The organism is Sphingomonas sp. PL-96, assembly GCF_020707215.1.
Lineage (GTDB): Bacteria > Pseudomonadota > Alphaproteobacteria > Sphingomonadales > Sphingomonadaceae > Sphingomonas.
The window spans coordinates 320,257-345,781 of the sequence record NZ_JAJFET010000002.1 but is presented as its reverse complement, the minus strand read 5'-3'; the positions used below and the strand labels follow the sequence as shown (position 1 = coordinate 345,781).

Sequence of the window (25,525 nt, the reverse complement as noted above, 5' to 3'; positions counted from 1 at the left end):
ATGAGCGAAACCGCCAAGTTGCAGGTAGCGGGCAAGGACGGTGACTATCCGGTGCTCTCGGGCACGGTCGGACCCGACGTCATCGACATCCGCAAGCTGTATGCGCAGACCGGCGCCTTCACCTATGATCCGGGCTTCACCTCGACCGCGAGCTGCGAGTCGGCGCTGACCTACATCGACGGCGACCAGGGCGTGCTGCTCCACCGCGGCTACCCGATCGACCAGCTCGCCGAACAGTCGAGCTTCATGGAAGTCAGCTATCTGATGCTGAACGGCGAGCTGCCGAGCAAGGATGCGCTCGACCAGTTCACCATCACCATCACGCGCCACACCATGGTGCATGAGCAGCTGGCGAACTTCTATCGCGGCTTCCGTCGGGACGCCCACCCGATGGCGATCCTGTGCGGCGTGGTCGGTGCGCTTTCGGCATTCTACCACGACTCGACCGACATCACCGATCCGGTGCAGCGCCAGATCGCCAGCCACCGCCTGATCGCCAAGATGCCGACGATCGCGGCGATGGCGTACAAGTATTCGGTGGGCCAGCCGTTCCTCTACCCGGACAACAAGCTGTCCTACACGGGCAACTTCCTGCGCATGACGTTCGGCGTCCCGGCCGAGGAATATGAGGTCGATCCGATCATCGAATCGGCGATGGACAAGATCTTCATCCTCCACGCCGACCATGAGCAGAACGCGTCGACCTCGACCGTGCGTCTCGCCGGTTCGTCGGGCGCCAACCCGTTCGCGTGCGTCGCGGCCGGCATCGCCTGCCTGTGGGGCCCGGCGCATGGCGGCGCCAACGAAGCGGCCCTCAACATGCTGCGCGAGATCGGCACCCCGGACCGCATCCCCGAGTATATCGCGCGTGCGAAGAACAAGGACGATCCGTTCCGCCTGATGGGCTTCGGCCACCGCGTGTACAAGAACTTCGACCCGCGCGCGAAGGTGTTGTCGAAGGCCGCGACCGAGGTGCTCGACAAGCTGGGCATCAACGATCCGGTGCTGGATACGGCCCGTGAGCTCGAGCAGATCGCGCTCAAGGATCCCTATTTCATCGACAAGAAGCTCTACCCGAACGTGGACTTCTATTCGGGCGTGATCCTGTCGGCGATCGGCTTCCCGACCGAGATGTTCACCGTGCTGTTCGCTCTGGCCCGCACCGTCGGCTGGGTCGCGCAGTGGAACGAGATGATCTCGGATCCCGCGCAGAAGATCGGCCGCCCGCGTCAGCTCTACACCGGCCCGACGCAGCGCGATTACGTCGCGATCGGCCAGCGCTGATGCATATCGCCCGACGATTGCTGATGATCGCCGGTGCGGTCGCGGCGATCGTCGGGCTGTTCTGGATCGGCCAGGGGATGGGTATCATCCGCTGGCCGACCTCCAGCTTCATGATCGACCAGTATGATTGGGTGGTGACCGGAAGCGTCACCGCGGTCGCGGGACTGGTCGCGATCCTCGTCGCACGGCGGATGCGCGGCTGAACAGCGGTGCGGTGAACGCCCTGTGACGCTCGCCTGCTAAAGCGCAGGTATTTCTCGCCCCGAGCGCGGTACTCTCCGCGACATGAGCGGGGATCGGAAGACGCGGGTGTTTGTTCAGGCCTTTCACGGAAGGCCGATCATGACCGCTGCACGGATGCTGCTACTGCTTGCCTGCACCTCGGCAGGCGTACACGCCCAGGAGACGGAGCCCGGCACCGGCCGGAACCCTGCGCTGCCGCCGCTCCATGCAACACGAACCGCCTGGCTGACGCCGGACATAGTCCCCTTCGCGGCTGGAACCGGCCCAGTCGCGCCTGCCGGGTTCCGGGTCACGCGCTTTGCCGAGGCGTTCAAGACGGTGCGCAACATCCTTCCCCTGTCGAACGGGGATGTGCTCGTCGCCCAGGCTGGGGCGGATCCGCGGGGAGGCGCGGTCGCAGGCAGAGGTGGTGACGCGGTCTACCTGCTCCGGGACCAGGATGGCGACGGCGTCGCGGAGCTTCGCTCGCAGCTCATCGGCGGCCTGCGCGCACCCTATGGCATGGCGCTGGTCGGCGGGCGGCTCTTTGTTGCGGAGAATGATCGGCTGATCTCCGTGCCCTTCACACCCGGCATGACCCGCATGGCCGAAGGAACGTCCCCCAAGGTTCACGCCCGGCTGCCCACGGTGAAGGGGGAACTGCATCCGACCAGGAACCTGTTGGCATCTCCGGATGGCAAGCACCTATACATCGGCATCGGCGCCGCATCGGATGCAGGCCAACGCGGCATGGCGATCGAGAGGCACCGCGCCAATATCCTGGATCTGGATCTGCGCAGTGGCCGCTTGACCGTGTTCGCTGCGGGGCTGCGCAATCCGGTGGGCATGGACTTCGCTCCAGGCACCGGCGCGCTATGGACGGTGGTGAACGAGCGCAATGGCCTGGGCGACGACCTCGTCCCCGATTACCTGACCAGCGTTCGGCAGGGGCAGCATTTCGGATGGCCGTTCGCCTATTTCGGCGAACATCAGGACGCGCGCTACGTTTCCAAGCCGCCCATCCCTCTTACGCGCGTGGCCAAGCCGGATTTCGCATTGGGAGGGCATGTCGCAGCTCTGGGCCTGGCGTTCGTGCGCGACGACCGGCTCTCCGGCCGGTACAGGGGTGGCGCGTTTGTCGCGCGCCACGGATCGGTCGAGCGTTCGCAATTCTCCGGTTATGACGTCGTCTTCGTGCCGTTCCGCAACGGCCAGGCAGTCGGCCCCATGGAGCCCTTCCTCACCGGCTTTCGCGGAGAGGGAAAGACCGTCTACGGCCGCCCCCGCTCGCTGAGCATTGCATCCGACGGCAGCCTGCTGGTTGCGGATGACGGCGCGGACGCCATCTGGCGGGTGGCGCGGGATACCGGATCCTGACGTAGTAGCCTGGGTCGGGACGGACCAGATCAACGCTGTGTCCAGAGCACGTCAGCGGCCCAGGCTCCGCAGGAAAGCCGCCCCTTATCCCTCCAGCGGCAGGGTCAGCACGAAGCGGGCGCCCTGCCCCACTGCGCTATCCACCACGATGTCCCCGCCCATCGCGCGCGCCAGCCGGCGGGCGATGTAGAGGCCCAAACCACTGCCGCCCTGCTCTGTCGGGTCGACGCGCTCGAACTTCTCGAAGATGCGGGCCTGATCCTCGGGGGCGATGCCCTTGCCCTGGTCGGCGACGATTGCGCAGGCGATCTGGCCTTCGCGCTCCAGCCGCACCCAGACGGTGGCGCCCGGCGGCGAGTAACGCACGGCATTGCCGATCAGGTTGACCAGGATCTGGAGCGCGCGCCGGAACTCGCCGCGAGCGGGCAGCGTCTCCTGCGCGCCCGGCCGGTCGATCGTCACCCCTGCGCGCTCGGCACGCACCGCGAGCAGCCCGGCCGCGCGGCGCGTGACGTCGGCCAGATCGAGCGCCTCGACCGCAATGGCGAAGTCGGGGTTCTCGACCGCCTGCACATCCTCCAGGTCGTTGACCAGGCCCATCAGGTGGCGGCCGGCGCTGGCGATGTCGCCGGCATAATCCGCATAGTCCTGCGGCAGCTCGCCATCGGCCTGCGCGCTGATGCTGTCGGCATGGGCGACAATGCGGTCGAGCGGATGGCGCAGCGCGTCGCGCAGCCGGCGCCCGAACGCGTCGGGAAGGCCTTGCGGTTCCGCCGGCAATGCGGGCACGTCCGGCTCGGCGGCATGGGCGGCACCGGCGAAGCCCGCGAAGCGCCCGCCCGCGTCGGTACGCGGCACGCCCGACAGCAGGACCGTGCGCCCCGCGCCACGCAGCGTGGCATATTGCCCCTCAAACGGCTGGTGGGACGCCATCGCGCCCAGCATCGGGAAGCCGCCCTCGCCGTCGTCCTTCAGCTGGAACAGCCAGGTGAGCGGGCGCCCGAGCACATCGGCGGCATCAAAGCCGAAGCGGCTGCCGGCGGCCGGCGACACATAGGTGAGGTGCAGGCCGCTGTCGGCTTCCCACCGCCAGTCGGCGTCCAGCGCGAACAGTTCGGCCGTGCCGGCATCGTCCCCGTCGTCCTCGCCCGGCATCCGCCACGCCCCAACCGTCAGGCGCAGTGCGTCGCCCTCCGGCTCAACCTGCACCCACAGCGTCAGGTCGTCCTCACCGTCCGCGACCGTGATCTTGCGAGCGACGTCGATCTGCAGCCGGCGACAGATGCGCACCAGTTCGGCCATCGCCGGGACGGCGAGCGGCGCGCCCGGCTCCCCACCGGCGCGGGCGTTGAGGCCAGCCAGGCGTGGTTCGGCATGGCGGAGGCGGCCATCGGCGTCGAGCATTGCCGAGGCGGGCGGCTGGTGACGATCGAACCCGCTCATGCGCCCGGACCCTCCAGCGCGAGCAGCGCGGCGCGATACCCCGCCGGCAGCGCCATCGCGGCGACCGCCTGCCACGCCACCTGCAAGGGCACGGCCGCCACCGCGTCGAGCAGGTCGGCGAACGCGTCCAGATCGCGGATCGGATCCGCCTCACACAGCGCAAAGCCGATCCGCGCCAGCGTCTCTCGGGGCAGGTCGAGCGCGCGCAGCAGCATGCACAAGGGCGCGGGATCGCGCTCCAGCATCAGATCGCGGACCGCGCGGCCACCGAGCCCGCCGGCATCGGCGATGAGCGCCACCACCAGCTCGAGCCGACGATCGGACAGTGCGTGCTCGATCAGCTCGGGCAGCGTTGCGGCATCTCGGCGCAGCGCCCGGGCGAGGCGCGCGGCCGGCGGCGCGTCCTGGTCCTGGCCACGCAGTTCCTCGACGGCGGAGATCAGCGCGCGGTCGAGCACGCCGACTTCCTCCGGATCGGTCGTGCCACTGCGCAGCGCCGCGGCGATAGGCCACCAGAGCTGCGGCACCGCCGCAGCTTCGCCCGCGCTGCCGTGAACCAGCACCAGCTTGGCAGCTTCCGCGACGACCGGGTCGTCCGCATGGGCGAGCCGCGCGAGCAGGCTCGGCTGGTCGGGGTGAAAGGGCGCACGCACCGGCAGCGCGGCTCCCAGCAATCCCAGCCGGGTGTCGGCCAGCAGTTCGGCAAGCAGTCCTTCGTCCCAGAGCGTCGGCACGGCCACCAGCCGTTCCCACACTGGATCGGCCGCACGCCGGATCCGGGCCGCGAGCGCAGGCTCCGCGGCGGCTTCCAGCCGGGTGGCGACCTGCTCGGCCAGGCGATCGGCGGCGGTGCGGACGAGCCGCTCCAGCCGGTCGGAGAGCGCCGCGCGCGTGCGGTCGTCGAGCTGTTCCTGCGGCGGCGCGAACAATGCGGCCAGCGGCGGCACCGCCCGCACCTGCGCCCGCATGCCGCGCGCAGCGGCATGAGCCAGCAGCGCGGCGGGAAAGGTTTCAATCTGGGTGGAACGGACGGCCATCACCCTCGCCTAGCGTGGGGTCGTTAAGACGGGCCTAACCCTTGTGCCGACTTGCTTCAACCGCAGCGGCGAGGCTTAGGACCGCGTGCAATGTCGCCAGCGCGAGGCCAAGCGTCGTCAGTCCGGCGAGCGCAAAGGGCGTGAGCAGCAGCACCTGCGATGCCGCGCTCGCAAACCAGGGGCGCGGGCGCACCGGCACACGCTCGGCAATGGCGTTGCTCGTCACCCCGAACAGGGCCAGCACGAACGGCGTGGCATGGCCGGCGACCAGCGTGGCGATGGCGCCGAGCAGCAGCGCGGAAAGCACCGCCAGCAGCACGATGCCCTGCTCCTGCTGCGCCGCCCGCGCATTGTCGCCGCGCAGCCAGCTGAGCAGCGAACCCGCCGACAGCAGCACCACCGCGAGCAGCGCCAGCAGCATGCCCGGCGCCGGATGTCCCATACCGAGCGTCAGCAGCGCCACCAGCCCGGTCGCCCCGCCCGCCACCGCCGTCGCCCATGCCGGCACGTCGCGCCGCACCAGCTGGGGCAGGATGAAGCGTGTGATCGGCGTGAAGAACCAGCGGTCGGCCCAGCCGGTGCGCTGGTTGGCAAGCGCTGCCAGCACATCGTTGCTGCGCCCGGCCAGCACGCCCGCGTCGCGCTCCACGCCATGGCCGGAACGGCGCGCAGAGGTCGGCAGCGGCACGTGGCGCGCGCCTGCCTCCACCGCGATCCGCAGCACCGTGGACTGAAAGTCATACTCGCGCGGCAACGCGGCCACCTCGGCCAGCCGCTGTGCCGAGATGGTGGCGACCCCCGCCCAGCATTGCCCGCGGTCGAGCCGCTCGACGGCGCCGCTCGCCTCCGCCTCGGGCGTCACCAGGATCGCGTCGGGCGCCTCGCCGGCCATGGCGTGCAGCATCGTGTCGGTTGTGACCAACCCGTCGGCGATCACCACCACGGTGGCCAGCGGATGGATCTTGGCAGACGCTTCCTCGGCCGAACGCACGATGTCGACGGTCACCTCGCGCTTGGCGATGCGGCTGACCGCGCCCAGCAGTGCCGGCGTCACGCGTCCCACCGCCACCACCAGCTGCCCCACGCCGGCTGCGGCAAGCAGCCGCGCCTGGTATTCGATCAGCGTCATGCCCCCGAAGGGCAACGTCGCGGCGAGCGTGCCGGCGCGCCCTTCGGCGTCCTCGGTCGCGAAAATAAGCCCTGCAAGCATGGGAAGCGGGTTAGGCGGGCGCAGCGGCGCTGCCAAGGGGCGCACGGGGCGCGCAGGTTCGGAAATCGCATGTTCTCGACTTCGCGGGCGCCGAGCGGCTAGGGAGACCGCGCAAACAGCAGAATGATCGAGCGATGACCCAGTACAACTCCGACCTCCTCCGCCTGCTCGACGGGCGCGGCTACATCCACCAGGTGACCGACGCGGCGGCGCTCGACGCGCTCGCGGCCAGCCAAGTGGTGCCGGGGTATATCGGGTTCGATCCGACGGCCTCGTCGCTCCACGTCGGCCATCTCGTGTCGATCATGATGCTGCGCCAGCTCCAGCGCGCCGGCCACAAGCCCATCGTGCTGATGGGCGGCGGCACCGGCAAGATCGGCGACCCCAGCTTCAAGGACGAAGCGCGCAAGCTGATGACGCAGGAAACGATCCAGGCGAACATCGCCTCGATCAAGCGCGTGTTCGAACGCTTCCTGACCTTCGGCGACGGGCCGAGCGACGCCATCATGCTCGACAATGCCGAATGGCTCGACAAGCTCGAGTACATCCCGTTCCTGCGCGACATCGGCCAGCATTTCTCGGTCAACCGGATGCTGAGCTTCGATTCGGTGAAGATGCGCCTGGACCGCGAACAGTCGCTGAGCTTCCTCGAATTCAACTACATGATCCTCCAGGCGTACGACTTCCTGGAGCTTTCGCGCCGCTCGGGCTGCCGCCTGCAGATGGGCGGATCGGACCAGTGGGGCAACATCGTCAACGGCGTCGACCTCTCGCGCCGGGTCGATGGCACGACGGTGTTCGGCCTCACCACGCCGCTGCTCACCAACGCCGATGGCACCAAGATGGGCAAGACTGTCGGCGGCGCGGTGTGGCTGAACGAGGATCTGCTGTCGCACTTCGACTATTGGCAGTTCTGGCGGAACACCGACGACCGCGACGTCGGCAGCCGCCTGCGCCTGTTCACCGACCTGCCGCTGGACGAGATCGCCCGGCTGGAGGCGCTGGAAGGCGCTGAGATCAACGAGGCGAAGAAGATCCTGGCCGACGCGGCTACCGCACTCTGCCGTGGCGAGGAAGCGGCGGTCCAGGCAGCGGAAACGGCGCGCCGCACCTTTGAAGAAGGTGCCGCGGGTGACGCGCTTCCCACGCACCAGCTGGCGGAAGGCAGCATCACCGCGGTCGACGCGCTGGTGGCGCTCGGCCTCGCTGCCTCCAAGGGCGAGGCACGCCGCCTGATCAAGGGCGGCGGCGCCCGCGTCGACGGCGAAAAGATCACCGACGACGCGATGCAGATCACGGTCTCGGCACCGGTTCGTCTTTCCTCGGGCAAGAAGCACCACGGGATTTTGCTGCCCGCAGGCTGATCAACCTAGACAAGCCAACCCAGATCAAAGGGTAGGTTCTTTCGCGCCCCCGGAATTGCTGCTATCCATTTGCGGCAAGGGGGCGCCATGGACGAGAAGTTCAGGCAGACGACGGCGGGAACGGTCGAGCCGTCGCACGTGCGCGACGAAGTGCAGTTCGAAGCGCGCGGCTTCGGCCCGGCTGCTGAGGCGCTGCAGCTGCGCGTGCTCAACCTTTCCTCACACGGGCTTTCCGCCACTACCGATCTCGAAGTTGCGACCGGCGACCGGCTGCGCGTCATTCTGCCGGTGGTGGGCGTGATGGCTGCCGAGGTCCGCTGGGCCAAGGGCACGCGCTTCGGCTGCATGTTCGACATGCCGATCGACCGCGCGAGCTACTACGAACTGCTCGCCGCAGTGCTGGAGCCGCTGCCACCGTTCGATCCTCAGCCCGAGCGCAGCAGCCCGACCGCAGCGTCCCGTTCGAACAAGTAGAGCGCCAGCCGCGCCGCCTCGCCGCGCGGCCCGTGCAGCCCGCCGTCGCGATCGACCAGCAGGCGCGCATCGCCATTGGCGGCCGGCATCAACTCGCCCAGCATCTCCGGCGTGGCGAGGCGGAACTGCATCTCGCCTGACTGGCGGGTGCCCAATATCTCGCCCGCGCCGCGCAGCCGCAGGTCTTCCTCGGCGATGCGGAAGCCATCGTTGCTCTCGCGCATCAGCGCCAGGCGCGCGCGGGATGTCTCGCTGAGCGCACTGCCGCGCAGCAGCAGGCAGCGCGACATCCCCCCGCCCCGCCCCACGCGTCCACGCAGCTGGTGGAGCTGCGCGAGGCCAAAGCGGTCCGCCGCCTCGATCACGATCAGCGTGGCATTGGGCACGTCGACGCCGACTTCGATCACCGTGGTCGCGACCAGCACGCCGGTGCGCGCCGCCTGGAAATCGGCCATGGCGGCGTCTTTCTCGGGTGCCTTCATGCGTCCGTGAACCAGCCCCACCTTCTCGCCAAAGCGGTTGCGCAATTCCTCCGCGCGGGCCTCTGCGGCGGCGAGATCGCTCTTCTCGCTCTCCTCGACCAGCGGGCACACCCAATAGGCCTGGCCGCCGTTCGACAGGTGCCGGGCGAGCGCGTCCACTACCTCGTCCAGCCGATCCTCCGACACGACGCGCGTCTCGATCGGCTCGCGCCCTGGCGGCATCTCGTCCAGGCGGCTGACGTTCATCTCGCCATATTGCGCGAGCGTCAGGGTGCGCGGGATCGGAGTCGCGGTCATCACCAGCAGGTGCGGCGGGCGCTGCGCCTTGGCCTGCAGCATCATCCGCTGGGCGACGCCGAAGCGGTGCTGCTCGTCCACCACCACCAGCCCCAGGTCGCGATAGCCGACGCCCTCCTGGAAGATCGCGTGCGTGCCGACCAGGATGTCGATCGAGCCATCGGCAAGGCCCATCAGCGTGGCCTCCCGCGCGCGCCCCTTGTCGCGGCCGGTCAGCACCGCGACGTTCACACCGATGGGTGCGAGCAGCCGGGTCAGCGTCTCGCCATGCTGTCGCGCCAGGATTTCGGTCGGCGCGAGCAGCGCCCCCTGCGCCCCCGCCTCCACCGCGATCAGCAGCGCCATGATCGCCACCAGCGTCTTGCCGGAGCCGACGTCACCCTGCAGCAACCGCAGCATCGGCTGCACCTGCGCCAGGTCGCCTTCGATCTCCGCGATGGTGCGCGCCTGCGCGCCGGTCGGCGCATAGGGCAGCTTCAGCCGAGCGCGCACGCTGCCGTCGCCGGTCAGCGGCCGGCCGCGCTTGGCGCGCGCTTCGCCCCGCACCAGCAGCAGCGCGAGCTGGTTGGCGAACACCTCGTCATAGGCGAGCCGCGCCCGCGCCTTGGCATCGGCCGGGTCGGCATGGATGCGCACCAGCGCCTCGCGCCAGCCGGGCCAATTCTTCGTGGAAATCAGGCTCAGCTCGATCCACTCGGGAAGCTCGGGCGCCCGCTCGATCGCCTGCTCGACCAGCCCCGCGACCCGGCGGGAGGTAAGCCCCTCCGACAGCGGATACACCGCCTCGCGCTCCGGCAGGCCGCTCGCTTCCTCCAGCGGCAGCACCTGGTCCGGGTGAACGATCTGGAGCGATTGGCCATAGGTCTCGAGTTTGCCCGACACTCGCCGCGGCTCGCCCAGCGGCAGCAGCTTCTTCACCCAGCCGGCGTTGCCGCCGAAATAGACGAGGCTGACGATATTGCCCGCCGCGTCCTGCGCCTGCACTCGCGTCGGCCCCCTGCCCGCACTCAGCCGGTAATCGACCGGCGTCAGCGTGATCGCGATGATCCGCCCCGCGTCGGCGGCATCGAGGGTGTCGCGCGGCAGCCGGTCGACCCAGCCGCTCGGCAGGTGGAAGGCGACGTCGACGACGCGCGACAGGCCCAGCCGGTCGAGCGGCTTGGCCATGGCGGCGCCGACTCCCTTCAGAGCGGTGACCTCGGCGAACAGCGGATTGAGAAGTTGGGGACGCATGACTATCTGCTGCCCCTACCGCGTTTCGGCCCGTGTCGGGAAGCGGCGTCGCACTGACACGCCGACGGTCGTTCGCGTCCGCCGGCTCCTTGCCGTTGGAGATTCCATGGACCGCGAAATCCGTCTCAAGCGCCTGCGCTTCCGCGCATGGCACCGCGGCACCAAGGAAGCCGACCTGATGATCGGCGGCTTCTTCGACGCGCATGGCGAAAGCTGGAGCGATGCCGAGATCGAGTGGTTCGAGACCTTCCTGGAGGAGCAGGACGTCGACATCATGGCCTGGGCGATGGGAATCCAGCCGGTGCCGCCGCAGTTCGAGGGGACGGTGATGGCCGCGCTCAAGACCCTGAACTACGTGCCGATCGCCCGCTAAGGGCGATTTCGCCTTCCCACGTCCCAGACCGAACGGAACGCCCGCGCCCGACATGCCCGATCTCCAGACCATTCTGTCCGCCAGCCGCCCGCTCACGCTTTCGGGCGTGCCGGCGGGGTTCCTGCCCAGCCTGCTCGCCGATCTGGCACGGGGAAGCACCGGCGGGGTGGTCTATGTGGCCCCGGACGAGGCGGCGATGCGGGCGGTGGCCGCCACCGCGCCGTTCTTCGCGCCCGAGCTGGAAGTGCTGAGCTTCCCGGCCTGGGACTGCCTCCCCTACGACCGCGCCTCCCCGACGCTGCGCGCCATGTCCGAGCGGCTGGCGACGCTCCACGCGCTCCAGAGCCCCGGCAAGGCGCCGCGCCTGCTGGTGACGACGGTCAACGCCGTTACCCAGCGGGTGCTGACCCCGTTCCGCATCCGCCAGCTGGTCGCGCGGCTGGCGCCGGGCGAGCGCATCTCGCTCGATCGCCTGGCGGAGCTGCTCCAGGGCAATGGCTATGTCCGGGTCGAGACGGTCCATGACGCCGGCGAGTTCGCGGTACGCGGTGGGCTCGTCGACCTCTTTCCCTCGGGCTCCGAACAGGGGCTGCGGCTCGACTTCTTCGGCGACGAGATCGAAAGCGTCCGCACCTTCGACCCCGCCGACCAGCGCACCAGCGGCCGCATCGACGGCTTTACGCTGCTCCCCGCCTCCGAGGCGCTGCTCGACGAGGAGAGCGTCAAGCGCTTCCGCGCGCGCTATCGAGAGACGTTCGGCGCCACCGCGACCGGCGACCCGCTCTACCAGGCGATCTCCGACGGCCGCCGCCTGTCCGGCATGGAGCATTGGCTGCCGCTGTTCGAAGAGCGGCTGGAAACGCTGTTCGAGCACCTGCCCGCCGACGCGGTGATCGTGCGCGACGCGGGGACGCCGGGCGCCGCCGAGGCACGGTTCGAGGGCATCACCGACTATCACGCCAACCGCGCCCGCGCACAGTCGGCGGATCCCGGCAGCTACCGCCCGCTGCTCCCCAACCAGCTTTACCTCAACAATGAGGAATGGACGCGCCGGCTCGACGAGGCCGCCGCGCATCAGGTCACGCCCTTCCATGAGCCGGAGAGCGCGACCGTGCTCGACTTCGGCGTCGACGGCCCCCGGGACTTCGCGCCCGAGCGCACGGCCGGCAGCAACGTGTATGAGGCGGTGGTCGCCCACCTCGCCAAGCTCAAGCGCGAGGGGCGCAAGGCGATCCTCGCGAGCTATTCGCCGGGCGCGCGCGAGCGGCTGACCGGGCTGCTCGCGGACCATGGCCTGAAGGGTGCGGTCGCCGCCGACGGTTGGCAGGAGGCGCTGGGTGCTGCCGAGCGCGGGCCGACGCTCATCGTCCTGCCGCTCGACCATGGCTTCACCGCCCCCAACGTAGCGGTGCTAACCGAGCAGGACATGCTCGGCGACCGACTGGTCCGGCGGGCGAAGCGGCGCAAGAACACCGACGCGTTCCTCCAGGAGCTGGCGACGCTCTCGCCCGGCGACCTCGTGGTGCATACCGAGCATGGCATCGGCCGCTACGAGGGGCTGACCCAGATCCCGGTCTCGCGCGCACCGCACGACTGCGTGGCGCTGAGCTACTCGGGCGGCGACAAGCTCTACGTGCCGGTAGAGAACCTCGAAGTCCTCTCCCGCTACGGATCGGGCGAGGAAGGCGCGACGCTCGACAAGCTGGGCGGCGAGGCGTGGCAGCGGCGCAAGAGCCGCATGAAGGAGCGCATCCAGGCGATTGCGGGCGAGCTGATCGCCACCGCCGCCAAGCGTGCGCTGCGCCCGGCCGAAGTCGCCGAGCCCGACCACAGCGGCTATCCCGCCTTCGTCGATCGCTTCCCCTATCAGGAGACCGAGGACCAGGACCGCGCGATCGGCGACGTGCTGGACGATCTCGCCGCCGGCACGCCGATGGACCGGCTGGTCGTGGGCGACGTCGGCTTCGGCAAGACCGAGGTCGCGCTGCGGGCTGCGTTCGTCGCGGCGATGGCCGGCATGCAGGTCGCGGTGGTCTGCCCCACCACACTGCTCGCGCGCCAGCACCACATGAACTTCACCCAGCGGTTTGAAGGCTTCCCGATCAACGTCGGTCGCCTCTCCCGCCTGGTGCCCGCGGCCGAGGCCAAGCGGGTCAAAGAAGGCCTGGCGGACGGCACCATCGACGTGATCGTCGGCACCCATGCGGTGCTCTCGAAGACCATCGACTTCAAGCGCCTCGGCCTCGTCATCGTCGACGAGGAGCAGCGCTTCGGCGTCACCCACAAGGAGCGGCTGAAGGCGCTGAAGGCAGACGTCCACATGCTGACGCTGACCGCCACGCCGATCCCGCGCACGCTTCAGATGGCGATGTCGGGCCTTCGCGAGCTGTCGGTGATCCAGACCCCGCCGGTCGATCGCCTGGCGGTGCGCACCTATGTCATGCCCTGGGATCCGGTGGTCATCCGCGAGGCGCTGCTGCGCGAGCATTATCGCGGCGGCCAGGCCTATTTCGTGACCCCGCGCATCGCCGACCTTCCCGACATCGAGAAGTTCCTGGCGCAGGACGTGCCGGAAATCCGCTACGTCGTCGCGCACGGCCAGATGAGCCCGAGCGAGGTCGAGGAGCGCATGTCCGCCTTCTACGACAAGCGCTACGACGTGCTGGTCTCGACCACCATCGTCGAGAGCGGTCTGGACATTCCGTCCGCCAACACGCTGGTCATCAACCGCGCGGACAAGTTCGGCTTGGCCCAGCTCTACCAGCTGCGCGGGCGCGTCGGCCGCGCCAAGACGCGCGCGTACGCCTATATGAACACCGCGCCGGAGCGGCAGATGACCGAGGCCGCGACCAAGCGGCTGAAGGTACTGTCGGACCTTGAGTCGCTGGGCGCCGGCTTCCAGCTTGCCAGCCACGACCTCGACATCCGCGGCGCCGGCAATTTGCTGGGCGACGAGCAGTCGGGCCACATCAAGGAAGTCGGCTACGAACTCTACCAGTCGATGCTGGAGGAGGCGATCCTGGACGCCAAGGCGGGCGGCCTGCGCGAGGACAAGCCCAAGGAGTTCTCGCCTTCGATCACCGTCGATGCACCGATCCTGATCCCGGAAGACTATGTCCCCGACCTGGATCTGCGCATGGGCCTCTATCGCCGCCTCAACGACGTGGACGACCGCGCCGGCATCGACGCGTTCGCAGCCGAGCTGATCGACCGCTTCGGCAAGCTGCCCGAGGCGACCGAGAACCTGCTCAAGCTCATCGAGACCAAGCTCAACGCCAAGCGTGCCTGCATCGCCAAGATCGACGTCGGCGCGCGCGGCGCGATCGTGACGTTCCACGAGGACAACTTCCCGAACGTCCCCAACCTCCTCGCCTATGTCGACCGGCTGGGCGGCGCGGCGAAGCTGCGCCCCGACATGAAGCTCGCCATCTCCCGCGCCTGGCCGGACCCGCGCAGCCGCCTCCACGGCGCGCTGCAGCTCTCGCGAGGGCTGGCGAAGGCGGCGGGGTAGCCCCGCCCCCCACCCGGGGACATTCAGAGTTCGCGGGCACGGCAGGCCGTCGCCTCGATCTGCAACGCATCGATCGAGAACGACCCGTCGGCCTCGATGGCGAAATAGGCGGCGGTCTGCGCAGAGGCGAGCTGTTGCAGCGAGCGGATCGCGGCCCGATGCGCTTCGGGGGTCCGCATGCGCTCCACCCAGGACGCATATTCCATCCGCACCCGGCGTTTCTCGCTCCGCCGCACGCGAAAGCCGGCATTGGCGAGCGCGGCGGTCCATTCCGCCTCGGTGTAGTTCCGCACGTGCGACGGATCGCGCAGCAGCTCGACCGCCTGGAGATGCGTGTCGAAGACCGGATAGCCGGGCGAAATCACGTCGATGAAGATCGCCCAGGCACCGGGCTTCAGCACCCGGCGCGCCTCTCGCAGGCCGGCGCCCCATTGCTGCCAGTGGTGCGCGGAATAGCGGCACGCGAGCAGGTCGATCGAGGCGGTCTCGAACGGCAAGCGTTCGGCCGAGGCGGCGCAGGTCTCGACGTTCGACAGGCCCCGCGCGCGGGCAGTCTCGCTCACGACCTCCAGCATGGCTGCGGAAAGGTCGACGGCCGCAACGGAGCCAGCGTGTGCGGCGAGCCGATAGGCGACGTGCCCGCCGCCTGTGCCGAGGTCCAGCGCGCGGCCGGGCCGCTCGCGCGCGGCGATGGCCTCTAATGCGTCCAGGTCCCGCCCTTCGGCATGGACGATGCTGGCGACATAGGCGCTTGCCTGGCTACCGAACTGCGCTTTGACGACGGCATCGTGGGAACGGGTCATGGCACTTCCTCCTGACCGCGATTGAGCCGAGCCATCAGCCTGTTACAAGATGTGCAGTTATCCTGGTATAGCGGCACCCATGCACGATGACGACCGACGCAAGCTGCTGGGGCAGTTCATCCGATCGCACCGTGAGCGGATGCCGCCGGACGTGGCAGCGCCGCGCCGGCGGACGCCGGGCCTGCGCCGGGAGGAACTGGCGACGCGAGCCGGCATAGGCGTCACCTGGTGCGCATGGATCGAGCAGGGGCGCGACGTCAGCGTGTCGCCGCAGGCGCTTGCACGCCTGGCGAGGGCGCTCGCCCTCACCGCCGCCGAGCGGGCCTATCTGTTCGAACTGGCCGGACGGCGCGATCCTGCCGCGCCCGCTGCAACGGCGACCTCCGCTGCACCGGAAGCCGTGTCGGCACTCGTCATGGCACTACCCTTCCCCGCCTACGGCCTGGACCGGCTGTGGAACGCGAGCTGCTGGAACCCTGCGGCCGAGCGCCTGTTCGCCGGCTGGCTCGGCCAGGAGGGGGACCGCAACCTGCTCCGCTATACGTTCCTGTCCGCTCCGGCGCGCGCGCTGCTGCCGGACTGGGAAGATCGAGCGCGGCGCCTTCTGGCCGAGTTCCGCGCCGATTGCGCCAGGATGCTGAACGACCCCGCGCTGGAGAGCCTAACCGGCCAGTTGCGCAGCCAGTCCGAACTCTTTGCGCAGGAGTGGGAGGCGCAGAGCGTCTCCAGCCGGGAAGGCGGCACAAGGACCTTCGCCCATCCGGAAGATGGCCTGATCCGATTTTCCCAACATACGTTCAGCGTGGCGGAGCGGCCGGACCACAAGCTGGTGACGCTCGTTCCCTGCTGAAGCCGGCCGCTTCGGGCGCTCGGGACTAGTCGATCGGCCCAATGCTCAGGCCGCGGCGGTAACTCATCGTCACCGCAACGCGGTTTTCGCCCGCGTGGACGGGAATCGAAACCTTTGCGAAGTCCCGCTCCAGCTTCGTCAGCGACAGCTTGGGGTGGCGGGTGAAGCCGCCGCTGTCGTTCCAGTCGGACTTGCCGTGCCGTTGGCGTTGTGGCGGACCGCGACCGCTTCGGCAAGCTGCCCGAGGCGACCGAGAACCTGCTCAAGCTCATCGAGACCAAGCTCAACGCCAAGCGCGCCTGCATCGCCAAGATCGACGTCGGCGCGCGCGGCGCGATCGTGACGTTCCACGAGGACAATTTCCCGAACGTCCCCAACCTCCTCGCCTATGTCGACCGGCTGGGCGGCGCGGCGAAGCTGCGTCCGGACATGAAGCTCGCCATCTCCCGCGCCTGGCCGGACCCGCGCAGCCGCCTCCACGGCGCGCTGCAGCTGTCGCGAGGCCTGGCGAAGGCGGCGGGGTGAGCCGTAAGCCCGCCGCCTTGCCCCTCAAGCAGTGTCTCAGGAGAGCGCGAGCCAGCCGGCTGCGCCGCCGGCGACGACAAGGGCAGCAGGAGTCCATGACCGCTTCAGCCGCCAACTGACCAGAGCGGCGAGCACAAAGATCCCCGCCACCGGCAGCAGCCGCGGCGCCCGGTCCAGCGTGCTGGCGCCAAGCTCCAGGAACGTCGCCGCGATGATGCCGACCACCATCGCCGCGACACCGTCCAGCACGCGGTGGAACGTCGGGTTGTCGACCAGCGCCTCCAGTCGCTCGAAGAAGATGAGGGAGAAGGCAAAGGCCGGCAGGAACATGCCCGCGGTGATCGCAAGCGCCCCCGCCAGGCCACCGGCAAGATAGCCTGCGAAGGTCGCGAAGATCACAAGCGGGGCGGGCAGCAGCCCCGCGAGCGCTACCCCGTCCAGGAACGCTCCGTCCGACAACCAGCCGCGCCCGGCCGTGTCGCCGCGGACGTAAGGGATGGCGGTATAGGCGCCGCCAAAGGTCAGCAATCCGCCCTTCAATCCCGCGACGAACAGGGCAGCGATACTGGCGGAAGCAGTTGCGCTATTCACGGAGGCGACCTCGACTGCTCCGCCAGTCCGGATGGTAACCCAGGCCGCGAACGCCACCAGAGCCACCAACCCCCAGATCGCGGCCGAGTTGCGCAGGCAGGCGTATGCAGCGCCGGCCGCCAGCAGCAGCACCCAGAAGGGCACGCCGACCAGCGTCCCGATCAGCCCCAGTACGGCCAGTCCGACAAGTGCGCGGTCCACCAGTACATGGGTTCCGATCCGGTGCACGGCGCGCAGGATGATTGCCAGCACCGCCGCCTGCACGCCGAGCAGCATGCCCGCGAGTTGCCCGTTGCCCGCGATGAAAGCGGCATAGCCCCAGGCGCACAGCAGCATCAGCACGAGGCCCGGCAGCATGAACCCGAGCCCCGCCAACAGGCCTCCGAGGCGCCCGCGCGCCACCATGCCCATGTGCACGCACAGCTCATGGGCTTCCGGCCCCGGCAGCACCTGCAACACCGCCAGCAATCGGTTGAAGCGACTGCTGGTGATCCAGCCCTCTTCCTCTACCAGCGCCTGCCGGATCATTGCGATCTGCGCGACGGGACCGCCAAAGGCGAGCAGACCGAAACGCAAGAACTTCGCAAACAGTTGGGGAAGACCAATGACGGTCGGGCGTGAGGCTGTGGTGTGCACCATATCGGCTCCTGGTCGCTGGGCGCGACTCCGGGAGCGGACTTGGACGACAACCGTCTGAACGGGCGCCCGCAGAAAAAGCCCGTGCTCAATTTATGCATGATCTGGCCCGCAACACAATGCCCGGCACTCCCGGTGCGATCGCGCTGCGGACAATCTCGCGCGGGAGGCTTTACCGAATTGGCCCGACGCTCAGCCCGCGGCGGTAGTTCATCGTCACCGTTGCGCGGTTCTCGCCAGCGTGGACGGGAATCGCGACCTTTGCGAAGTCCGGCTCCAGCTTCGTCAGCGACAGCTTGGGGTCGCGGGTGAAGCCGCCGCCGTCGTTCCAGTCGGACTTGCCGTTGCCGTTGGCGTCGTGGCGGACCGCGACGGCATAGTTGCCCGCGCTCGGTACCGCGATGCAGACGGTGGCGCCGTCGCGCGCCGGCACTTCGACGCGGCCGAGCCAGCGACCCTTCTTCAGGAAGCCGGCGCCGTCGTACAGCTGGACGCGGACCTTGCCGGTGCTGTTCTTGAGCCCGCGCAGCGTCACCATCAGCCGGGTCTGCGTGGCGGCGGTGCAGGCACCGGGGTCGCCGGGCTCTGCGGCCGCGGGGCCGGCGGCGAGCAGCACGGGGGCGAGGGCAGCGCCGAGCAGGGTCGCGGTCTTGGTGTTCATCATTCGAAGTCTCCGTTCTTGCGGCCGCGGCGCCCCCGACATCCGCAGCCCCTCAAAGCAGAACGGGCGCCGTTGCGGGCGCCCGTTCGTGTTCATTGGCCAGGGCGCGCCGCCGATCAGGCGGCGTCCCCCGCCTTCTGCTTCTCCGCATAGACGCGAACCGGTTCCTTTCGGCCCTCGATCACGTCCTTGTCGACCACAACCTCGTCGACCCCGTCCATTCCGGGCAGGTCGAACATGGTGTCGAGCAGGATGCCCTCCAGGATCGAGCGCAGGCCACGGGCACCGGTCTTGCGATCGATCGCCTTCTTCGACACCGCGACCAGCGCGTCGTCGTTGAAGCCCAGGCGTACGCCCTCCATGTCGAACAGCTTCTGGTACTGCTTGACCAGCGCGTTCTTCGGCTCGGTCAGGATCTTGACCAGCGCATCGATGTCCAGGTCCTCGAGCGTCGCGATGACCGGCAGGCGGCCGACGAACTCGGGGATCAGGCCGAACTTGAGCAGATCCTCAGGCTCGGTCTGGCGCAGCACCTCGCCGGTGCGACGCTCCTCGGGAGCGGCCACATAGGCGCCGAAGCCGATCGACTTGCCCTGCAGGCGGTCGCCGATGATCTTCTCCAGGCCAGAGAACGCGCCGCCGCAGATGAACAGGATGTTGGTCGTGTCCACCTGCAGGAATTCCTGCTGCGGATGCTTGCGGCCACCCTGCGGCGGAACCGACGCGGTGGTCCCTTCCATCAGCTTGAGCAGCGCCTGCTGCACGCCCTCACCCGACACGTCGCGCGTGATCGACGGGTTCTCTGCCTTGCGGCTGATCTTGTCGATCTCGTCGATGTAGACGATGCCGCGCTGCGCCCGCTCGACGTTGTAGTCGGATGCCTGGAGCAGCTTGAGGATGATGTTCTCCACATCCTCACCGACATAGCCGGCCTCGGTAAGCGTGGTCGCATCCGCCATGGTGAACGGCACGTCCAGGATGCGCGCCAGCGTCTGGGCGAGCAGCGTCTTGCCGCAGCCGGTCGGGCCGACGAGCAGGATGTTGCTCTTCGCCAGTTCGACGTCGGCGCCCTTCTGGCCGTGGTTCAGGCGCTTGTAGTGGTTGTGGACGGCCACCGACAGCACGCGCTTGGCCTGCTTCTGCCCGATGACATAGTCGTCCAGGACATCGCAGATCTCCTGCGGGGTCGGGACGCCACCGTCCTTCTTCGACACCAGGGCAGACTTGGTCTCCTCCCGGATGATGTCGTTGCACAGCTCCACGCACTCATCGCAGATGAACACGGTGGGGCCGGCGATGAGCTTGCGCACCTCATGCTGGCTCTTGCCGCAGAAGGAGCAATAGAGCGTGCTCTTGGAGTCACCGCCGCTGAGCTTGGTCATTCACTTCTCTCCCGCGCACCTAGGCGCGTTACACCGCCCGACAGTCTACACTCGGGCACCCGTCCGGCAATCCATAAAACACGTGAGTTATCAGGACGTTGCCCGCGCCGCCGGATTCAGGCGCGGGCATGTTCCAGCCGCGGATCAGGCCGCAGGCGCTTCCTCGGCCGGGGCCGGACGCTTGTCGAACACCTGGTCAACCAGGCCGAACGCCTTGGCTTCGTCCGCTTCCAGGAACGTGTCACGGTCCATCGCCCGCTCGATCTCCTCCAGCGGCTTGCCCGTGTACTTGGCGTAGAGGTCGTTCATCCGGCGACGGATGCGCAGGATTTCCTTGGCCTGGATCTCGATGTCCGAGGCCATGCCCTGGGCGCCGCCCGACGGCTGGTGGACCATGATGCGCGCGTTGGTGAGCGCAACGCGCATCCCGGGCTCACCGCTGGCGAGCAGGAAGCTGCCCATCGAGGCTGCCTGGCCGATGCACACCGTGCCGACGCGCGGACGGATATACTGCATGGTGTCGTGGATCGCCATGCCGGCGGTCACCACGCCACCCGGCGAGTTGATGTACATCCAGATGTCCTTCTTCGGGTTCTCGGACTCGAGGAAGAGCAACTGGGCGGTGATGAGCGACGCCATGTGATCCTCGACGCCACCGGTCACGAACACGATCCGCTCACGCAGCAGGCGCGAATAGATGTCGAAGCTGCGCTCGCCGCGGCTCGACTGTTCGATGACGATGGGGACGAGGGCGTCGTGGATGTCCTGCATTGGGTTCCCGCTTGATAAGGTTCGAAATACAACATCGGCGCTCGGATCGTCCGGCGCAAGGGCCGCAAGCTGCGATCCGCGGCGGGACGTCAGTTGCCGGGGGCCGGATGCGCCAGATAGGCCAGCCGCCGCACCTCGACCCGCCCGCGCACCACCGTGTCGAGGATCAGCCCCGAGAATCCGCACAGCGATGCAAGGATCATCAGGCCCGTCACCAGGATCGCGGTCGGGAAGCGCGGCACGAGACCGGTCTGTAGATAGGTAACCACCAGCGGCACCGCCAGCAGCAGCGCAACGGCCGCGAGGATCAGGCCCAACGCGCCAAAGAACCACAACGGCCGCTCGAAGCGATAGAGCGTCGCGATGGTGCGCGCGATCCGCCAGCCGTCGCGATAGGTGCTGAGCTTGGAATGCGACCCTTCCGGTCGCGCGAAATAGCAGGTCTCGACCTCGGCGACCGGCATCTTGAGCTCGAGCGCGTGGACGCTGATCTCGGTTTCGATCTCGAACCCGCCCGAAAGCGACGGGAAGCTCTTCACGAAGCGGCGCGAGAAGACGCGGTAGCCGGAAAAGATGTCGGTGAAGCTGCGCCCGAACAGCCGGGCGAGAATGCCGGTCATGGCGCGGTTGCCGAACCGGTGCCCGCGACGATAGGCGGCCTGGTGCTGCTCGACGCGCGAGCCGACGATCATGTCGAGCTGCTCGCCGACCAGCTGCGCGACCATCGCCGGCGCGACGCTGGCGTCATAGGTCGCGTCGCCGTCCGCCATCACGTAGACGTCGGCTTCGATGTCGGCGAACATGCGGCGCACAACGGCGCCCTTGCCCTGGATGCGTTCGGAGCGAACCACCGCCCCCGCCTCGCGCGCGACCGCGACGGTGCGATCCTGGCTGTTGTTGTCGTAGACGTAGATCGTCGCATCCGGCAGCGCCTCGCGGAACCCCGCCACCGTCTGCGCAATCGCAGCCTCTTCATTGTAGCAGGGCAAGAGGACGGCGATCTTCATGCAGCTTCCGGTAGCGTCTGGACTGCGCCTGCGCCTAGCCTATCCCCGAGACACCTCGCCAGCACAAAAGGCGTGCGCGCAGGTTAGCCGGACCGCACGGCCAGATGGCTCGCCACCTGCTGGAACCGGACATCCGTCCGCGAGACCACGAAGTGACCGCATGTGATCCCTTGCTACTCTGCCTCGTCCTCATAGTCGGCAAGGGCAGCGAGTATGGCGGCATTGGCCGCGTACCGCGCTCGCAACGCCTTCAGTTCGGCGTCCGTGCCCGTGCAGGTACGCGCCAGCGCCTCGCTGAGAAAAGCGGCACGTTCGGCGTCATAAGGGTCCTCGCCACGGAAATGGTCGCATTCGTCCCGTCGCTCGCGGAAGGCCACCACATCCGCGGGCAGCTTCGCTCCCGTCGTCTGTTCGGCAGCGCCGTCAGTCTGCTCGGATTGCGCCGGGTCGGCGATCGGCTCAGGATCGACTGCGGCCGCCTTTTCCGCTGACGCGATCCGGTTAGCCGGTCCCGCCTCCCTACGCTCGTGGGCACTGCCACAGCTTGCGAGCCCGAGTGCCATTGCAAGTCCGGTGATACGCAGCATCTGCTTTTCCTGTGAAAGGTGGGCGGGAACACGATACCGCTTGTCGAGCCGACAAAGAAAAGGGCCGCAGGTCTCGCGACCTGCAGCCCTCGTCCTTTTCGGCTGAAGCGCCTGCTTAGGCGGCGTCGTCGGCCTTCTTCTTGGCGGCCTTCTTCTTCGGGGCGGCCTCGCCGGCCTCGTCCGCAGCGCCTTCTTCCTTGGCAGCCTTCTTGGTCGCGGCCTTCTTCTTCGGCGCGGCCAGAGCGGCTTCCGCGTCGGCGGAGGCCGGCTCGATGTCGGCCGCTTCGACAGCCTTTGCCGACTTGCGCTTCGCCTTTACCGGCTCGGCAGCCGATTCCTCGACCGTCTCGGCATGGTCGTGTGCATGGTCATGGCCGTGATCGTGGTCATGCCCGTGATCATGGCCATGGTCGTGGTCGTGATCATGGTTGTGGACGTGGGTACCGCTGGCGAACCCGTCCTCGCTCTCGATCGCGGCTTCCAGCTCTTCGCGGGTCACTTCGCGGTCGGTGATCTCGGCCTTGTCGAACAGGAAGTCGACGACCTTGTCCTCATACAGCGGCGCGCGCAGCTGGGCAGCCGCCATCGGCTCCTGCTGGACGTACTGGATAAAGCGCTCGCGGTCCTGCGGCGAATACTGCTGTGCTGCCTGCAGGATCAGGCGCTGCATTTCCTGCTGGCTGACTTCGACGCCGTTGGCCTGGCCGATTTCCGACAGGAGCAGGCCCAGGCGGACGCGGCGCACCGCAATCGCGCGATAGTCCTCACGCTCCTTCTCCAGCTCGGCCATCGCGGCCTCCTGGTCGGCCTCGTGAGTCGCCTCGTGCTGGAGCTGCGCCCAGATCTGGTTGAACTCGGCCTCGACCATCGAGGGCGGAACCTCGAAGTCGTGGTCGGCGGCGAGCTGGTCGAGCAGCTTGCGCTTCATGTGAGTGCGGGTCAGGCCGTTCAGTTCCTGGCCGGCCTGGTCCTTCAGGATGCCGCGCAGCTGCTCCAGGCTTTCCAGGCCCAGCGACTTGGCGAACTCGTCGTCGGGGACGGTCTCGCCGGCCGGCACGCGGACGTCGGTGACCTTGAGGTCGAAGGTCGCCGGCTTGCCCTTGAGGGTATCGACGCCATAGTCCTCGGGGAAGGTGACCTCGATGGTCTTCTCGTCGCCCTTCTTCACGCCGACCAGCTGGTCCTCGAAGCCCGGAATCAGGCGGCCCGAGCCGATCTCGATCGACATGCCCTCGCCGGTGCCGCCTTCAAAGGCGACGCCGTCGACCTTGCCGGCGAAGTCCATGACCACCAGGTCGCCGGTCGCGGCTTCATGGCCTTCCGGTGCGTCTTCGTGGCGCTTGTTCTGGCCGGCGATCTGCTGGATGCGCTCGTCGATCGCCGATTCGTCGGCCGGAACGGTCAGGCGCTCGAGCTTCAGGCCCTCGATGGCGGGTGCCGGCACGTCGGGCAGCACTTCCAGCTCGACCTTCACCTCGGCGTCCTGGCCGAGCTCGAAGCCGTCGTTCAGCGACACCTGCGGCTGGAGCGCGGGACGCAGCTTCTGCTCGGCAAGGAGGGTCTGCACGCCTTCCTGGATCGAGGTGTTGAGCGCTTCCTGGGTGAGCGCCGGGCCGTGCATCTTGCGGACGAGGTTCGCGGGCACCTTGCCGGGGCGGAAGCCGGGCATGCGGATCTGCGGGGATACGCGCTTCACCTCGGCATCGACCTTGGCGTCGATTTCGGCCGCGGTGATGGTGAGCGTGTAGGCCCGCTTCAAACCCTCGTTCAACGTCTCGACAGTCTGCATTCTCGACAGCTTTCGTCCAATAGGATCGGGATCACGGTGTCCTACAAGCTTCGCATACGAGAGCGAAGCTGGTGCGGGCGAAGGGAGTCGAACCCCCACATCTTTCGATACTGGAACCTAAATCCAGCGCGTCTACCAGTTCCGCCACGCCCGCGAGCGGACACCGCCGGCACGGCGGCGTCTATAGCAGTCGTGGAGACGGGAGCAAGCGTCGTGGCAACCAGGCGTGCTGCCGGTGCGTTTGATGCGTGTCCAAGGAGAGACTCCATGCCCGTAGAGCCCCCCATCCCCGCCGCCCCACCGGAGGCCCCGACCCCGGCTGAGCCCGGCGTCCCCGACGCACCGCAGCCGGAGGCCCCGCCGCAGCCGAGCGAACCGGGGCGTCCCGACGCGCCGCCGCCGGAGATCAGCCCGCCCGGCCCGGACATTGATTATCCCAACCCCGGCACCGACCCGGCGATCACGCCGGCCCCAGGCCAGCCGATCATGCACGCCTAAAGGAGAGTTTACATGAGCGACCGTGAACGCAGCCCCCATCCCGACAGCGATCCCGCAGCCGACAACGACACCCGCAGCGACATCGAGCAGGCCGTGCAGGCCCGCGCCGACGATGTCGAGCGGCTCGGCTCAAAGGTCGGGACCACCTCGCCCCTCGACCCGCCGGGCGAGTTCGCCGGCACGGCCGGCACCGGCGGCGTGGTCAAGAACCAGGACCTGACGCAGCAATAAGCCGCCTCCCGCGCTCCCCGGCGTCAGCCGGCGGAGCGCACCTGGGGCGCGACATCGCATACCGACAGGTCCGCGCCACGCGCTTGCCGCGCCGCGGCGACCAGGTCGGCAAACGCCCTTCCCCGTACATCCATCACCTGCAGCTTCGGACGCTCTGCTACGGGCAAGTCCGACGCAAGCCGCGCGCGGACGATCCGTGCCGGATCGGGCGCAATCTCACCCTCCTTGAGCCCGCGCAGCACGTCCAGCCCGGCGACCACCCGCCCGATCAACGTATAGTCGTGATCGAGCCGGCGACCGGCAGTGCGCATCACGAACAGCTCGCTATTGGCGGTTCCGATTGCTGCCTGCCGCCCCATGCCGGCCATGCCCGCGCAATAGGCCGCCCAGCCGCGCCGGCTGCCGTCGGGCCGCACCTGCGACACAAAGGGGGTGCTGCCGATCCACCCTTCCGCAACGTCGCTTGCGCTGCGAACCACCGTGGCTCCGGTGGACGGCAGTTCAAAAAAGAACTCAGGCGCCAGGTCGGGAAGCTCCGTGCCGCCACCGTCGCGGTTGTTCGGATTGCCTGTCTGGATCAGCTCAGGGATCACGCGATGAACGAGCAGTCCATCATAGGTGCCCCGTTTCGCGAGCATGCGCACGCGCTCCACCGCCTTGGGCGCGATCGCTGGCGCCAGCTCGATCACGAGCCGGCCGCGATCCAGGTCGAGCACCAGCAACTCGGCCGGGTTTGGCGTCCGCCACTCCGCCACCGAGTCGCGCGGATCACCCGAGCGTCTTCTTCAGCAGCTCGTTCACCACCGCCGGGTTGGCTTTGCCGGCCATCGCCTTCATCGTCTGGCCGACAAAGAAGCCGAACAGCTTGTCCTTGCCGCCGCGATAGT

The 25,525-nt window shown here is 68.4% G+C and carries 24 protein-coding genes, 1 tRNA gene and 1 pseudogene; 11 read left to right on the top strand and 15 right to left on the bottom strand.

Annotated elements, in window-relative coordinates; all coding sequences use genetic code 11:
- The 3 genes from LK533_RS07155 (at position 1) to LK533_RS07145 (ending at position 2,883) form a co-directional block, all read left to right on the top strand.
- Positions 1–1,284: a citrate synthase gene (locus tag LK533_RS07155; RefSeq protein ID WP_229362088.1), complete on the top strand. Its 1,284-nt coding sequence runs from the start codon at positions 1–3 to the stop codon at positions 1,282–1,284.
- Positions 1,284–1,487 (top strand): hypothetical protein, encoded by a 204-nt coding sequence (locus LK533_RS07150; protein WP_229362087.1) that lies wholly within the window; start codon positions 1,284–1,286, stop codon positions 1,485–1,487. Before LK533_RS07155 ends, LK533_RS07150 begins: the two co-directional genes overlap by 1 nt.
- A 139-nt stretch (positions 1,488–1,626) precedes the next feature.
- On the top strand, positions 1,627–2,883 hold the full coding sequence (locus LK533_RS07145; RefSeq protein WP_229362086.1) for a PQQ-dependent sugar dehydrogenase: 1,257 nt from the start codon (positions 1,627–1,629) through the stop codon (positions 2,881–2,883).
- 84 nt (positions 2,884–2,967) lie between these two features.
- Here the strand turns inward: LK533_RS07145 and LK533_RS07140 are convergent, their stop codons facing one another.
- From LK533_RS07140 to LK533_RS07130, 3 genes are read right to left on the bottom strand one after another with little or no spacing between them, the layout of a single operon-like run.
- Positions 2,968–4,326, bottom strand: coding sequence for a PAS domain-containing sensor histidine kinase (locus LK533_RS07140; protein WP_229362085.1), 1,359 nt, complete (start codon positions 4,324–4,326; stop codon positions 2,968–2,970).
- The gene (locus LK533_RS07135; protein ID WP_229362084.1) at positions 4,323–5,363 is read right to left on the bottom strand and encodes a DUF2336 domain-containing protein; all 1,041 of its coding nucleotides are present in this window, start codon (positions 5,361–5,363) and stop codon (positions 4,323–4,325) included. Before LK533_RS07135 ends, LK533_RS07140 begins: the two co-directional genes overlap by 4 nt.
- Before the next feature lie 34 nt (positions 5,364–5,397).
- A complete protein-coding gene (locus LK533_RS07130; RefSeq protein WP_229362083.1) occupies positions 5,398–6,573 on the bottom strand; it encodes a hypothetical protein in 1,176 nt (391 codons plus the stop codon).
- A 134-nt stretch (positions 6,574–6,707) separates the two neighbouring features.
- Here LK533_RS07130 and tyrS point away from each other — a divergent pair, with 134 nt between their 5' ends.
- Together tyrS and LK533_RS07120 are read left to right on the top strand one after the other, a co-directional pair.
- Positions 6,708–7,937 carry a tyrosine--tRNA ligase gene (gene tyrS / locus LK533_RS07125; protein WP_229362082.1) on the top strand — a complete coding sequence of 410 codons (1,230 nt, stop codon included), beginning with the start codon at positions 6,708–6,710 and terminating at the stop codon, positions 7,935–7,937.
- A gap of 87 nt (positions 7,938–8,024) precedes the next feature.
- Positions 8,025–8,411, top strand: a complete 387-nt coding sequence (locus LK533_RS07120; protein ID WP_229362081.1) for a PilZ domain-containing protein — start codon at positions 8,025–8,027, stop codon at positions 8,409–8,411.
- Here the strand turns inward: LK533_RS07120 and recG are convergent.
- Complete coding sequence (gene recG, locus LK533_RS07115) at positions 8,363–10,423, bottom strand: ATP-dependent DNA helicase RecG (RefSeq protein ID WP_229362080.1); 2,061 nt, start codon at positions 10,421–10,423, stop codon at positions 8,363–8,365. The genes LK533_RS07120 and recG overlap by 49 nt on opposite strands.
- 106 nt (positions 10,424–10,529) lie before the next feature.
- Here recG and LK533_RS07110 point away from each other — a divergent pair, with 106 nt between their 5' ends.
- Together LK533_RS07110 and mfd are read left to right on the top strand one after the other, a co-directional pair.
- Positions 10,530–10,796, top strand: a complete 267-nt coding sequence (locus LK533_RS07110; protein WP_229362079.1) for a succinate dehydrogenase assembly factor 2 — start codon at positions 10,530–10,532, stop codon at positions 10,794–10,796.
- Positions 10,797–10,848: 52 nt separating this feature from the next.
- On the top strand, positions 10,849–14,307 hold the full coding sequence (gene mfd / locus LK533_RS07105) for a transcription-repair coupling factor (RefSeq protein ID WP_229362078.1): 3,459 nt from the start codon (positions 10,849–10,851) through the stop codon (positions 14,305–14,307).
- Positions 14,308–14,330: 23 nt separating this feature from the next.
- Here mfd and LK533_RS07100 read toward each other — a convergent pair whose 3' ends face one another.
- Positions 14,331–15,110: a class I SAM-dependent methyltransferase gene (locus LK533_RS07100; protein ID WP_229362077.1), complete on the bottom strand. Its 780-nt coding sequence runs from the start codon at positions 15,108–15,110 to the stop codon at positions 14,331–14,333.
- A 79-nt stretch (positions 15,111–15,189) separates the two neighbouring features.
- Between LK533_RS07100 and LK533_RS07095 the strand changes: the two genes are divergently transcribed.
- Entirely contained in the window at positions 15,190–15,960 is a 771-nt protein-coding gene (locus LK533_RS07095; RefSeq protein ID WP_229362076.1) for a helix-turn-helix transcriptional regulator, read from the top strand.
- Between the two features lie 222 nt (positions 15,961–16,182).
- Positions 16,183–16,485, top strand: a pseudogene (locus LK533_RS07090) (TRCF domain-containing protein); the annotation flags it as partial.
- Positions 16,486–16,521: 36 nt separating this feature from the next.
- Here the strand turns inward: LK533_RS07090 and chrA are convergent.
- The 8 genes from chrA to LK533_RS07050 form a co-directional block, all read right to left on the bottom strand.
- Entirely contained in the window at positions 16,522–17,715 is a 1,194-nt protein-coding gene (gene chrA / locus LK533_RS07085; RefSeq protein WP_267495229.1) for a chromate efflux transporter, read from the bottom strand.
- Between the two features lie 169 nt (positions 17,716–17,884).
- Positions 17,885–18,376, bottom strand: coding sequence for a DUF2141 domain-containing protein (locus LK533_RS07080; RefSeq protein ID WP_229362073.1), 492 nt, complete (start codon positions 18,374–18,376; stop codon positions 17,885–17,887).
- Between the two features lie 113 nt (positions 18,377–18,489).
- Positions 18,490–19,755, bottom strand: a complete 1,266-nt coding sequence (gene clpX / locus LK533_RS07075) for an ATP-dependent Clp protease ATP-binding subunit ClpX (protein WP_125960446.1) — start codon at positions 19,753–19,755, stop codon at positions 18,490–18,492.
- A 144-nt stretch (positions 19,756–19,899) separates the two neighbouring features.
- On the bottom strand, positions 19,900–20,526 hold the full coding sequence (locus LK533_RS07070) for an ATP-dependent Clp protease proteolytic subunit (RefSeq protein WP_229362072.1): 627 nt from the start codon (positions 20,524–20,526) through the stop codon (positions 19,900–19,902).
- 89 nt (positions 20,527–20,615) lie between these two features.
- The gene (locus tag LK533_RS07065) at positions 20,616–21,533 is read right to left on the bottom strand and encodes a glycosyltransferase family 2 protein (RefSeq protein ID WP_229362071.1); all 918 of its coding nucleotides are present in this window, start codon (positions 21,531–21,533) and stop codon (positions 20,616–20,618) included.
- A 173-nt stretch (positions 21,534–21,706) separates the two neighbouring features.
- Positions 21,707–22,120 carry a hypothetical protein gene (locus tag LK533_RS07060; RefSeq protein ID WP_229362070.1) on the bottom strand — a complete coding sequence of 138 codons (414 nt, stop codon included), beginning with the start codon at positions 22,118–22,120 and terminating at the stop codon, positions 21,707–21,709.
- 115 nt (positions 22,121–22,235) lie between these two features.
- A complete protein-coding gene (gene tig / locus LK533_RS07055; protein ID WP_229362069.1) occupies positions 22,236–23,909 on the bottom strand; it encodes a trigger factor in 1,674 nt (557 codons plus the stop codon).
- Between the two features lie 69 nt (positions 23,910–23,978).
- Positions 23,979–24,063 (bottom strand) — tRNA-Leu (locus tag LK533_RS07050).
- Between the two features lie 113 nt (positions 24,064–24,176).
- Between LK533_RS07050 and LK533_RS07045 the strand changes: the two genes are divergently transcribed.
- Together LK533_RS07045 and LK533_RS07040 are read left to right on the top strand one after the other, a co-directional pair.
- A complete protein-coding gene (locus tag LK533_RS07045; RefSeq protein ID WP_229362068.1) occupies positions 24,177–24,407 on the top strand; it encodes a hypothetical protein in 231 nt (76 codons plus the stop codon).
- 12 nt (positions 24,408–24,419) lie between these two features.
- The gene (locus LK533_RS07040) at positions 24,420–24,638 is read left to right on the top strand and encodes a hypothetical protein (RefSeq protein ID WP_229362067.1); all 219 of its coding nucleotides are present in this window, start codon (positions 24,420–24,422) and stop codon (positions 24,636–24,638) included.
- A 23-nt stretch (positions 24,639–24,661) separates the two neighbouring features.
- Here the strand turns inward: LK533_RS07040 and LK533_RS07035 are convergent, their stop codons facing one another.
- Both LK533_RS07035 and LK533_RS18040 read right to left on the bottom strand, forming a co-directional pair.
- Positions 24,662–25,393: a peptidylprolyl isomerase gene (locus tag LK533_RS07035; RefSeq protein WP_229362066.1), complete on the bottom strand. Its 732-nt coding sequence runs from the start codon at positions 25,391–25,393 to the stop codon at positions 24,662–24,664.
- 13 nt (positions 25,394–25,406) lie between these two features.
- Positions 25,407–25,525 (bottom strand): hypothetical protein (locus tag LK533_RS18040; protein ID WP_420705833.1); only part of this gene is annotated, 119 nt, incomplete at its 5' end.